We start from the raw sequence: 13,235 nt of genomic DNA on the forward strand, positions 1-13,235 counted from the left end.
GCGCAGTCTATGAATGGCTGCGTTTTTTGTTGGTTGACAATTTTAGAACAGACTTACCAGAATGAAAAGCTCAAATAACGGCTGTCAAATCTCAATATTACAATGACAATTTACCTCCAGATCACTTTGTGGTTTCCCAGGCCCAACTTCAAGCGTAAAGCTTGACCAGCCTGCAACCCAGATTGAATGGCGCCATCGATATAGCCGACGTTGGCTCCGAAATCTATCCAGTCACCACACATGAAAAGATTCGAGAAACCACTTTGATCGGTCTTAAGACGATATTTATGGCTATTGGGAACGGACAGGGTGTAATGATCCGTAGGTCTCACATTGGCTCTGAAGTACTGGTTAACAAACCTGCTGAACCCATCTTTGTTATTTTCCGGATCCGCCAACAACTGAAAGTCTAAGCCTTGAGGATAAGTCTCAGTAGCTCCTTTTGGCCAAAACCAGCCGGCATTGTCATTGAGCCATTGCTCAAAAGAATCGATCAATCTTTGCGTTTCTTTCTTCTGAAAATTATGATCGGTGAAAGGTGGAAGCGGCGCCCTCAAAGTCAAAGGCCCGGTGAAATAGGCGAGAAATTCAGGTTTTTGACCGGCAGGCCAGTCTTCGTTTGGCAATACCAGCGAGCTGTCCAACCAGGAATACATGGGGTTTTGATAGACCACAACGTTGGGAGCACCTCCTTCTTCGGGCAATCCCCAGGCAGCCAACTCGAATCCCAATTCCTTCAACTTAGGCAAAAACCACAATTGGGAAGATATAGTCGGCGTGGTCAGCACATTGTCTACCATCAGTTTCCATTTGCTTTGCTTTTCGATGATTTCACTACAGATCGTTTTCAAAGTCCCAATGGGTATCCCTAAGATAACTTCATCAAAATCCACCCCCAGATTCAGAGTTCCGTCCTGATAGTTAGTCCAGTTGGCCCAAGGATCCTCCAAGTTCACCTGTCCGTCTATCAATCTTTTAGCGTATCCGGGGTCTATCTGTTCATAATTTGGCACTGATGGCCAAGCATTTAAGTCTCCAATCTTCTTGACAGGATCATAAGTAGCGCCATTGAGCTTCACCTGCTCTGCCAAAGAAATCTTCTGAATCGCCCCGGTATCAGAATAGTGGATCTGCTTGATTTCTTGAAAGAATTTAAATTCCACGCCCCGGTTTTTAAGCACCTCGTACATAGGCATCACCATGACATCGCCCGTTCCGTAGACAAACTGAAAGACAAAGGAACCTTTGTATCCCACTGATTTGGTGAAAAACTCCAATGCCGTACCTGCACCGATTGCCCCTCCTTTCTCATTGACCAGATTTGCAAAAGTGCCGGTATAAAAAAATCGTACCACCACAGAAAAAACAACCCAATCAGGTGCCCCCTGTTTCCTAAGCCATTCCCGATAGTCAATGTCATTGATCCGGTTGAAATCAAATTTTTCTGATCTTGGATCATAGACGTCTTCCAAAACTCCTTTCAGATTGTAGTATGCCAAGGCAATCATCAGGTTGATTCGTTTCAAGGCGGGTCTCTTTCCCATTAATTTCAACTCCCTTTTTTCTATGATACCTACTATTTTCCTTAATATCCCAAGCGCCTTAGTCAATCTATGATATGCCGCGCTGTCGGTTTTATTTTTTGTGATATCTAAAGATTCCACCAGGCCGTCGTATTTTTCTTGATGGAATTGTTCAATCTGGGTTTTCTTCGAGATGAAAAATTCAATGACTCTTTCCAAAAAGCTTTTTTTCTTGGGTTCGCTTAGACCACCTTCGCCATTTGATGGAAAATAGTGATCCAGGATCCATTTGCTTATTGGATTGATTCCCTTGCGATAGGGGCTTCCCAAGGCGATTTCCAGCATCATCGCAATTCCTTTTTCGATCAGCTCCCAGGTAGAAAGTGGCTCGCCGTCACCGGGAAGATCCTCGAGCTGCGGAAATATCAACGGCCAATTGGTCCATTTCCCCGTTTCGACATCAAAATCCGTCATCAAAGTGGTGTTGTTCCTTTTCAACCCGTCTTTGAACAAATCTTGAAGTGGACTGTCGGGCGCTAGATTATTTGTCTTACGCTCTTTATATACATCCCTAAGAAGCCGGAAAGTAGTGTCGTACCAGCCTTGCAGGATGTGGATCCCGTGCTCTTCGATCCGGTTGCAATTCCCTCTCCCAGTGGCCGTTTTCCCTCCCAGTCTCCAGCCTATCTGATAGACCGTGATCTCGTAGCGGTCCTTCCAACCTGGATAATCTGTCAATTCATGGACTGCGGATAAGGCAGCCATACCGCCACCTAAAACTGTGATTTTCTTTTTTTTCGATTCGGTGGTCATGGGCTTAGATTTAGTTTTGGGGAAAATGGGTTAAAAAAAGGTGACGAATACTCAGTTTATGATCTTGGGATTCCCCTGGGATAGCAGGGGTTGTTTTTTATCAGGAACAATGGAGTCAGCAGTTGACCATTAAGGCCGAAAGTCGTCGTGTAGATTCTAATTATTTTGGGCAAAATAAACGTCCGGTCCAAGAATTTGACAAGTCTTCCCTGCAGGTGATGGCATTTGCCCATCACCTCTTCGACTTCCTCATCGGTCATCGGATAATGCTTGGGATAGAACCCGTCGAGATGGGTGATCATGCGAACTGAAATTCCCTGGGGATTAGCCAGAAACATCCCTAAACGTGGAAACCAAAAGTCTCCCTCTACCATAAATTGGGCAAAAAGTAAACGATACAGCACTTGGTTGATGAACACTTGCTCAGGAAGGTTTTCTTTCTCAGCCAGACCTGAAAATTTGATGTATCCTTCTATAATACTCGAATTGTGAGCTCTGTACCAGGTTTTGGGATTCTGATTTTGGATAAACTCGGCCCACAATTTCGACGGCCCTGGAGGCAATTCTTTTATCAGCCCGGCTGCTAGCGCAGCTGCTCCAAATTCCGATAGGAATATAAACCAAAGGTTAACATTGTTCCACCAGGGACTTCCCGGAGGTAACGCTTCTTTGGATTTCAAGACACCTCTTTCTTCCCATTTCAAAAAAGAAATCTCAGAATCTCCTAAACCATATGCATGCTTTTTAGATTTTGCACAATGAGTTATGTAGAATTTCTCCCTGGATTCTAATCTTGCGCTCGGACTATCGCGGAGCGTTTCGACATAATCCAAAGTTCTGGATTCCAGTTCTTTCAATTTTGAAGAATGCGAGGATAAAATCACGGGACTAGGATTTTTGGCAAACCTTAAGTTAAAATTGAAAACTGAGAAGAATCTAATTTTTATAAAAATTATTCAAATTCATTTTAACTTAAAGAAAATTTCAGCGTAATGGGAAGTTATGGTGCCAGATTAATTTTTCTGCTTTTGATTTGGACGCTTCCCGTAGTTGCCCAGGGACAAACCGAGATTTTATTGAAATCAAGTGATCAGCTAATTCCTGTTGGAAACCAGGTCCATTACTTAAGGGATTCTGCATTTCTTGGAATAGAAGAGATTCTGAACCCTGACACACAAAAAAAATTCGCTCCATATTTTCAGGACACACCCAATTTTGGAAGCACTTCCGATGCTTATTGGCTTAGGTTGGATTTCAAAAAAGTGGATGAAAATGACTTCTATTTACAGATAGGGTCGGCATTTATTGACAGCGTTGCCCTTTATCAGGTTTCAGATGGAAAGGTCGAGGACGTTCAATTGACGGGCGATGATTTGCCTTTTTCTTCCAGAGAAATCAAGGTGTCCAATTTCCTTTTGCCTCTGAAGATTGAGCAAGGCGAAACGCAAACCTATTTTCTGAAAGTATCCACCAATCAACCCTTTTTCTTCCCCCTGAGAGTCGGCACGCTTCAAGCCTTCATGGAAGACAATCACCATTTAGATCTTATTCAGGGGATCTATTTTGGGTTCATGCTATTGATCATCCTCTATAATCTCTTTTTGTACTTTTCCACCAGAGAATATATCTATCTCTTGTATGTAGCTTATGTGGTATGCATTACTTGGTTTATGTCCACGGTGTACCAATATGTTTTTGAATTTGTCTGGCCTGAGAATCCTGCTTTAAATAAATACGCGGTGATATCCACCGCGATGACCATCCTCACGGCGACGTTTTTTACCCGGGCATTTTTGAATACCAAACAACGAGCTCCCATCCTCCATCAAGTTTCGACTCTTTTCATTTTTCTTGGGCTAGTAATCTTTGTGGCAATGTTTACCCCCTACAAAATTGCCGCTTTGATATTGGCCCAGGCAACAGTGTTTTTTATGGCGGTTTTTTTCTTGGTTGCGGGCATTGTCATCTTGAAAAACGGATACCTCCCAGCAAAATACTATTTGTTGGCTTGGGGATTTTTGATTTTTGGATTTATAGGAGCCATACTGGAAACTATCAATTTCCTACCCGTGGTTTATTATTTCAACTACATGCAACTGGGATCTGCTATCGAGGTAACCTTACTGTCGTTTGCATTGGCAGACCGAATCAATTTATATAAAAAAGAACGTGAAATTGCCCAGGCAGACGCGTTGATAGCTGCTGAAGAAAAAGCACATTTCATCCTACAGCAAAACATCCTACTTGAGGAAAAAGTAAAGGAAAGAACGCTTGAACTGTCAAACAGCCTCATGATAATAGAAGAAGAGAAGAAGAAATCAGACTTGCTTTTACTGAATATTCTCCCCTATGCCACTGCGGTGGAATTGAAGGAAACAGGTAAGTCAATCCTAAAATATCATGCGAGTGTAAGCGTGCTTTTTACAGATTTTGCGGGCTTTTCCAAAATTGCAGAAACACTCGATGCTTCGGAACTCGTGGGGGAATTGGATGATATTTTCAGAGCCTTTGATGAAATCGTAAAGAAACATGGACTTGAAAAAATCAAAACCATCGGAGATGCTTACATGGCTGCTGGGGGTATTTCCGGCAATGACTTTCACCCGATCAATTCTGTAAAAGCTGCCCTGGAGATGCAGGAATTTTTGGATGAAAAATTTAAAGTCATCATCGGTGAAAAGTGGCAGATGCGATGTGGAATTCACACCGGACCAGTCACTGCAGGTGTCGTGGGAAAAGATAAATTCGCCTTTGATATATGGGGCAGTACTGTCAATCTTGCATCAAGAATGGAAAGCAATAGCGTGCCTGGCAAAGTCAATGTCTCTGAAGCTACGTATCAGCTAGTAAAAGATGTATTTTATTGTATCCCTCGCGGGAAAATAGAAGCTAAAAACCTAGGCAAGGTCAACATGTACTTTGTAGACGGAAAAGTAACAGCTTGATTCATCTCCTTGGATTAAAAAACTTTTGAAGAGTTTGCTTTCACCGAGGTCCGGGATACAGAGACCAATTCGGCAGGAGGCAAACAGTTGAATTCTTAAGACATGGGTCTATCCAAATGCGACCTTTTGGCGGCACCTAGACCAATCTTTTTCCTGAAAATCTCCACGCGCACCGGCGCAAAAAAACAGAGGAAAATGTCAAAGAAGCCTTCTAAGGACTCCATTTAGATTTTTCAAGCAAAAAAAAGCCAGCTTCCCCTGACGGAAACTGGCTACAGGTTGGGGATTCAAATGTTATAAATCCTCCAGCCCGATTTCTACTTTCACCAAAGCGGCTTCAGTTCGGTGTTCCTTGATCTGGGCTAGGCCTTTTTCAGCATATCCTTTGACCGTGAAATTTTGTCCGTTGTCGATCTGATTTTCAAACATCGACTTAGAAGCGTCGAGCGCGTCGAGCTGAAATTGAATAAAGGCCTTGTCAAATTCTTCGCCTTCCATCATTGCCAGCTCGTCGTATTTGGCCTGCATTTCAGCAGACATTTCCATCGAAACCTCGATTTCCTTGGAGTCGGCAATCGCCTCCAGTTCGGTGATGCTATTGGTATTGTCCTCAACGAGCATATTGGCGTACTCCATTACGGAATCGTCTTCGCCCTTATCCATAGCCAATTGTCCAAAAGCAGTTTGGGCATTGATAAACTGTGAGGAGGAAATCGCAAAATTTCGATCTTGCTGGCTCACTGTATCCACGATGGGATCGTCGTCTTCATTTTCACAAGATGCCATCCCTAAAAGGCAAAAGGCTGATAGTACTACTGCGCCTGATCTTTTGATGACAGCTGATCGGAATGATGACTGTGTCTGAGTTTGATTACTTAATCTCATAATGAAAATAGTTGGTTTAGTGTTCGTCGAGAAGTATGCAATGACTGTTCCCAAGGCATCTAGGCCATTTAAATGCACTTTTTCTATAAAATGATTGTGTAGCATGCCAACAGACTGTTCCAAAAAATTCCCAATTCTGGCAAATTCACACGGTTTAGCCGAGTGGGATGAAGGAAAATGAGGGCTTTAGTGAATCAAAAAATCATTGAAGTCAATCTGGGTAACGGTTTTTAAAAAAGCCTTTAGCGCTTTCTCTTCTTCCGTTGCTTCTTTTCCCACCGAGAAATAGCATGCGATAACTCCTTTTGGTAGCTTGGCTCGCCTTCGGAAAAGAACAGATTATCTACCTTTTCAATAGCTTCTTCATCGGTGGTATTGTAGCGAATCGGAGGGTTACTGTCATCCGAGAAAAAGAAATTTCCCCTCACCAAGTTGGTGGTCGCACGATGAAACCGCAGCGGCGATTTGGCGATATCATAAACCAGATTGCCCTCGACCAGCACACCCGTAATCCCTTCATCGAGAAACATCCCGTTGCTTTCGGCCCGTCCGGCATTGACTTTTACGCCGTGAATTCGATTGTCCAAGACTTTGCTCTCCGGCTGAAGACCCAGCAAATAGATCCCTCCCCCGTCGCTCAGGATATTCATGATTTCATGGATATGGTTACCCGAAATGATATTTTCACGGGCAGGCGTTGCCTCTGGACTCCACATCCAGCCTACCGAAATCCCAGTGTAGGGCAGATCAAACAGGACGTTGTTCTTGATTGCGGTCTGCGCCGTAAGCCCACACCAGATGCCTACCGCTCCATAAAATTGTGATCCAACCTGCGAGATGGTACTATTTTCAACGACATTCCCCGAAGCCACTTGCTCTGGCGCAGACTTCCACCAAGGCTGGCCGTTGACGATTCGGTCTTGCCCCTCTCCAATCATAATTCCGTTTCCGGCAATATCTTTAAGGCTTGAGTCGATGATCTTGCAGTTTTTGGAGCCAGGACCAAACCAGATTCCAGACCCACCTAAATTCCTGAAATTGCAATCGGTAAACGTGATATTTTCGCTCCAAATCGAAATAATCGCCGCCGGGACCACCGCCCAGCCTTCGTTGCTAGGTCGAGGATCGAAATGGCAAGCCTGTATGCCCGAGTAGCCTTTTTCCGGGATTTCCCATTTGCTGTATTGAAAGGTGATTCCTTCGAAATGGATATTTTTAACCGGATAATTTTCCTCACCTTCCACCACAATTAGTCCTTGGGAAAAAGGAATTGACACCTTCGAATTCGTCGGATTTACGTTTTGGGGGAGTTTAAGCAAGACTTTGTTTTGACTTTTCAGAAAAATCCATTCGTAGTCTGCGTCCAAAAACTCAGGGGCATTTTCCAGGAAATATCGCGGATGCGGCTCCCAGTTGTCAATCGTGAAAAACGCCGGTATCCTTGCCCCGATCGAGTCCACAGCAATCAACTGATCTGCCGCCGTGTCGATTTCTTGAATACCGATTCTGGAGATAGACCAGTCGTGCAGGAAGACCAGCTCTACTCCTTCTAGATTCACAGGAATCGGAAAATCGCCTTTCTGAAAATAGAAATTGGTTCGGCGATCTACCCCAGCCTGTTTGACCCGGAGATAGCCTTCATTGGGAAATCTGGCCCGGGCAGCTCTTTTGCCGGAAATAAACAACTCGCGAAAGCCCGACGTCTCGTCCAACTCTTTCGGCAGAGCCGCTTCCCACAGCCCCTCGCTATTTTTGATCCAGCCGCTGATTTCTACGCCACCGGAGATGACTGGCTGGGCATCTTGTTGGGCTTTGAAAACCAAAGTCCCTTCCTCTCCAAGCTCCCGTGGACCGAATACCAAAGGCTCCGAAATCGGGTAAATGCCGTCAGCCATCCAGACTGTCACCTCCGATCCGGGATGCTCTTGCAGGCTAGAAATCGCCATTTTCTGGGCCGCAGAGATTGATTTCAGGGGTTGATCGAGGGATCCCCGATTCGAATCAAGCCCAGTCGGAGCGACATATATTTCTTGGGCAGCCAACGATGTCGACAAAAAAACGACAAGAAAAAATGACAGGGGCATTCCCAGTTTCATGGGTTTGCTGTTTGTTGGGTTCCAAAAGGTAACAACTCAGCCTGGAAATCCCTTCCTGATCGGAGCCCCGTTCGACTAAGCCCCGTTCAAAAACCGCTTTCATAAAAACCAAAAAAAACCATCCCACAACGCTGCAGAATGGTTTTTGATCAGAAAGTTAATCATCACTCTATGCTAGCATCAGCTAACGTCTTGGATGGATTGAGTCAATCCCAGCCTCCTCCCAGAGCCTGGTAGACATTGACCATCGCATTCATCTGTTCCATCTTGGTTTCGATCAGCTCCATTCTCGACTCCAAGGCATCCCTTTGGGTCAGCAAGACTTCCATGTAATCCGCCCTGGCGGATCTAAACAGGCCGTTGGAGATGGAAATAGATTGTGTCAACGCCTCTACCTGCTGTGATTTCAGCCCGTAGCTTTTTTCCAGGTTAGAGACTTTGGCCAGCTGGTTGGCTACTTCAATGTAGCCGTTGAGGATACTTTGCTCATAGTTCACTACTGCTTGGAGTTGCTTGGCATTGGCAGAATTGTAGTTGGCCTTGATGGCGTTTCTATTGATCAGCGGAGCGACCATATCTCCAGCCAGGGAGTATAGCAGAGATTCCGGAGTGGTAAACAAAAACTTGGGATCAAAGGCTTGGTAGCCCAATCCAGCGACGATGCGAAACGACGGATAGAAATTCGCCTTGGCGATCTGCACGTCCAACTTGGCGGCTGCCAAACCCAACTCTGCCTGCTTGATATCCGGACGATTGGCCAAAAGCTGGGAAGGAATCCCCGCCTTGACCAGGGTAGGCATCAGCTCCGCAAAGTTTTCAGAACTTCTCAAGACCGGCTGAGGAAACCTCCCCAAAAGGAAGTTTATCCGGTTTTCGGTCTCTGTGATTCGCTGATGAATCACGTAGATGGAGCTCTGGTTTTTGGCCACTTCGGCCTCAAATCGTTTCACCGCAAGCTCGGTCACTTTTGCAGCTTCTTTCTGTAGTTTGACGATCGCAAGCGCATTCTTTTGGATGTCGATGTTCTGATTGAGGATCTCCAGCTGATTGTCCAATGCCATCAGTTCGTAATAAGAACTGGCGATCTCTGACACCAACTGCGTCACCATGAAGTTTTTTCCTTCGACCGAAGAGAGGTAGTTGTATACGGCTACTTTCTTTCCGTTCCTTAATTTCTTCCAAACATCGAGTTCCCAGGACGCATAGACTCCGAGGGTAAAGTCAGTGTATGGCTCTGGAAATTCCTGACCCGGTTTAATCTCATTGTTGGCTTCCAAGGCCCCATAGCGGGTATATCTGCCCACTTTGTCCATCCCGGCACCTGCCTGCGCATTCACGACCGGCAAGTACTCGCCTTTTCTGGCTTTGATCTCGTTGTTGGAGATGTTAATCTCCTGCAGGACCATATTGAGTTCCTGATTGCGACTCAGTGCCGTATCGATCAGGGACTTCAGGTTTGGATCGTTGAAGAAATCAGCCCACTTGATCTGCGCTACGTTTGTGGTATCCTGAGAGCCGATATAGCTCTCAGGAGTGGACGTATTTTCGGCACGGGAAGTCGGCTCTGTGATTTTACAGCCCCAAGTAGCCAGCAAGATGAAAGCCGCTGCGAGGGATCGGGAGATGATGTGCTTACTCATTTTCATCTGTTTATAATTTGATTTAAAATGGTCAGATAGCCTGTCCCGATTTTTTTCGGGAGAATCTCGCATAGCTGATAATCATACCCCCTAATTTCATTTTGCGTCATGATCGATTTCATATCCTATTTTGTTCAGCAACTTCTTTAACTTTTTGAGGGCGCTTTCTCTGGAAGCATTTTCGACAAAATTTTCACTCAGAGGCGTCTCATCCTCATCCTTGATCATATGTCGACCATCTGCCATGGTACCAAAGATGTAATACAAGCCCGGGACGATGATCACGCCGAAGATGGTACCGAAGAGCATCCCTCCGAGGGCGGAGGATCCGATGGTTCGGTTGCCGATCGCTCCCGGACCGGTTGCGATCACCAAAGGAATCAATCCGGCGATAAAGGCAAAAGACGTCATCAAGATCGGACGGAAACGGACTTTGGCACCTTCGATGGCGGCATCAAGGATCGTTGAGCCTTGCTGGCGCTTTTGCACCGCAAACTCCACGATCAAGACGGCATTTTTACCCAAAAGCCCCACGAGCATAATCAAACCGATCTGCGCATAGATGTCATTGGCTAATCCCGTGAGCTTCAGCAAAAGGAAGGAACCGAATACCCCCGCAGGAAGTGAAAACACCACCGCAAGCGGAATAATGAAGCTTTCGTATTGCGCTGCCAGAACCAGATACACAAAGATCAACACCACAATGAAGATGTAGACTGCCTCATTTCCCCGGCGGGATTCGTCGTAGGAAAGACCTTCCCAAGCGATATCATAGCCGTGCGGCAAGGTCTGGGCCGCCACTTCCTGAATCGCACGGATCGCGTCCCCACTGGTGTAGCCTTTTGCCGGCACGCCTTTGATCGAGGAAGAAGTGTACAGGTTGAAGCGGGTGATCTCGTTTGGCCCTTGTCTTTTCTCCATCTTCATAAAGGAGGAATAAGGCACCATATCCCCATGCTCGCTCTTGATGAACATGTTCAGTATGTCGCTGGGCAGCTTTCTGTATTCAGGTGCAGACTGGGTGTAGACCTTGAAGAAGGTACCAAATCGCACAAAGCCCTGCTCATAGGTACTCCCGATCAATACGTCCAAGTTGGCCATCGCTTTGCCGATAGACACGCCTTTCTGCATCGCCAGTTCGTTGTCGATGATCAGCTCATACTGGGGATAGTTGGCAGCAAAGAAGGTGAACAGACCGGTTAACTCCGGACGCTTTTTCAGCGCATTCATGAAGTCCGTGTTGACTTTGTCAAACTCGTGGTAGTCCACGCTGCTGTTTTTGTCCAACATTCGAAGCGAAAAACCATCCGACGCACCGTATCCCGGTACTGCCGGCGGCTCGAAATACTCGATCACCGCACCGAGATCCTTGGTTTTTTCCTCCAACTCGTCGATTATCTCATGCACGGAATGCTCACGATCCGACCAATCTTTGAGGTTGATCAGACAGGTGCCGGCGTTGGATCCGCGACCTTCAGTTAGGATTTCATACCCTGCCAAAGAAGAAACGGACTGAATTCCCTCCACCTCTTCGGCGATCTTCTGGAGGTTTCGTGAAACCTCGTTGGTTCGCTCGAGCGTGGATCCCGGAGGTGTTTGGATAATCGCATAGATCATTCCCTGATCCTCATTGGGGATAAATCCGGTCGGCAGGATTTGGTTGACTGCAAAAATGCCAAAGCCGAAGGAGGCCAAAATTCCCCAAGTCACGACCCGTCGATTCACTATCAGAGTCAATAGCCAAGTGTAGCCGCCTGTGAGTTTTTCAAATTTTGCATTGAACCAATCGATAAACTTGTCGACCGGCGACTTCTTCTTCGGCTTGCCGTGGTCGTTTTTCAAGATCATCGCGCACAAGACCGGCGTCAGCGTCAGCGCGACAAGTCCGGAAAGCACAATCGCACTGGCCATCGTGATGGAAAACTGTCGGTAGAAGACTCCGACCGGTCCGGTCATAAAGGCTACCGGCACAAAAACCGCCGTCATGATCAGGGTGATCGCGATGATCGCACCGCTGATCTCTCCCAATACCTTTTTTACTGCCTTGTAGGGCGAGAGATGCTCCTCATGCATCTTGGCGTGAACCGCCTCCACGACTACAATCGCATCATCGACCACGATCCCGATTGCCAATACCAAGGCAAAGAGCGTGATCAGGTTGATCGTGAGCCCAAAGAGCTGCATAAATATGAAGGCTCCGATCAGGGAAACCGGCACCGCAATGGCTGGAATCAAGGTTGATCTCCAGTCACCCAAGAATAGGAATACGACGATCGCCACCAGGATGAATGCCTCCAGGAGTGTATGCATGACCTTGTCGATGGAGGCGTCGACGAACTTGGACACGTCGTAGTTGACCTCATACTCCATGCCCGGAGGAAAGCTGGACTCCATCTCCTCAAGTTTAGTCTTGACCTCCTCGATCACCTTGCTGGCGTTGCTTCCGATATTTTGCTTGAGGACAATGGAAGCCGCCGGATAGCCGTCCTTGTTGGAGTAGATATCGAAAAACTCACTTCCCAACTCCACTTCGGCGATATCTTTCAGCTTGAGGATCTCGCCCTCAGGGTTTGCCTTTATGATGATCTCCTGGTACTCCTCCGGCTTGTTGAATCGACCTTTGTACGTTAGAACATATTCCAGAGATTGAGGTGTTTTTCCCGAAGCCTGCCCCAGTCTTCCCGGACGTCCGATCACACTTTGCTCGTCGATCGCCTCCAGTACTTCCTCTGTAGAAATATTATAGGCACGCATTCGGTCCGGCTTCAGCCAAACCCGCATCGCATACTGGCGAGAGCCTAGGATCTGCGCCCTACCCATCCCATTGATTCGTTGCAGTTCGGGAAGGATATGGACGTTGGCGTAGTTGTAGAGAAACTTCTCGTCGGCATTTTTGTCCTTGCTGAACAAGTTGACATACATCAACATGCTCGGCTGGATCGGGGTGATGATGACACCTTCGCGCTGTACCAACGGTGGCAGGTTATTCATCACCTGATCGACCCGGGTTTTCACGTTGACGACCGCCGCATTGGGATCGGTACCGGGTTCGAAGATGATTTGAATCGTCGCTTCGCCCGCACTCGTCGCATCGGAGATGATGTACTGCATGCCTTGCACGCCATTGATTGCGCGCTCAAGCGGCACCAAGGTGGACTGCACCAGCACGTCTGCACTGGAACCCGGATATGCGATGAAGATATTGACTCTAGGCGGGGCAATCTCAGGAAACTGAGAGATAGGTCGGGTGGCAATCGCGAGTACGCCCAAGAATATAATGGCCAGCGATATGGCTATCGCCAATACCGGTCGTTGAATGAATTTACTAAACAT

The 13,235-nt window shown here is 46.7% G+C and carries 7 protein-coding genes; 1 reads left to right on the top strand and 6 read right to left on the bottom strand.

What is annotated here, in order from left to right:
• Positions 1-110 precede the first annotated feature (110 nt).
• Positions 111-2,336: an NAD(P)-binding protein gene (locus ABD031_RS06425; protein WP_343849572.1), complete on the bottom strand. Its 2,226-nt coding sequence runs from the start codon at positions 2,334-2,336 to the stop codon at positions 111-113.
• 56 nt (positions 2,337-2,392) lie between these two features.
• On the bottom strand, positions 2,393-3,040 hold the full coding sequence (locus tag ABD031_RS06430) for a hypothetical protein (RefSeq protein ID WP_343849573.1): 648 nt from the start codon (positions 3,038-3,040) through the stop codon (positions 2,393-2,395).
• 372 nt (positions 3,041-3,412) lie between these two features.
• Here ABD031_RS06430 and ABD031_RS06435 point away from each other — a divergent pair, with 372 nt between their 5' ends.
• A complete protein-coding gene (locus ABD031_RS06435) occupies positions 3,413-5,281 on the top strand; it encodes an adenylate/guanylate cyclase domain-containing protein (RefSeq protein ID WP_343849574.1) in 1,869 nt (622 codons plus the stop codon).
• 294 nt (positions 5,282-5,575) lie between these two features.
• On the opposite strand, the gene ABD031_RS06440 is transcribed toward ABD031_RS06435, so the two are convergent.
• The 4 genes from ABD031_RS06440 to ABD031_RS06455 all read right to left on the bottom strand — a co-directional run bounded on the left by ABD031_RS06440 (position 5,576) and on the right by ABD031_RS06455 (position 13,235).
• The gene (locus ABD031_RS06440; protein WP_343849576.1) at positions 5,576-6,067 is read right to left on the bottom strand and encodes a DUF4142 domain-containing protein; all 492 of its coding nucleotides are present in this window, start codon (positions 6,065-6,067) and stop codon (positions 5,576-5,578) included.
• A 341-nt stretch (positions 6,068-6,408) separates the two neighbouring features.
• Positions 6,409-8,112: a right-handed parallel beta-helix repeat-containing protein gene (locus ABD031_RS06445; RefSeq protein ID WP_343849578.1), complete on the bottom strand. Its 1,704-nt coding sequence runs from the start codon at positions 8,110-8,112 to the stop codon at positions 6,409-6,411.
• A gap of 356 nt (positions 8,113-8,468) precedes the next feature.
• On the bottom strand, positions 8,469-9,902 hold the full coding sequence (locus tag ABD031_RS06450; RefSeq protein WP_343849580.1) for a TolC family protein: 1,434 nt from the start codon (positions 9,900-9,902) through the stop codon (positions 8,469-8,471).
• A gap of 96 nt (positions 9,903-9,998) precedes the next feature.
• Positions 9,999-13,235: an efflux RND transporter permease subunit gene (locus ABD031_RS06455; protein WP_343849581.1), complete on the bottom strand. Its 3,237-nt coding sequence runs from the start codon at positions 13,233-13,235 to the stop codon at positions 9,999-10,001.

It is taken from the genome of Algoriphagus jejuensis, from assembly GCF_039523455.1.
Taxonomy (GTDB): Bacteria; Bacteroidota; Bacteroidia; order Cytophagales; family Cyclobacteriaceae; genus Algoriphagus; species Algoriphagus jejuensis.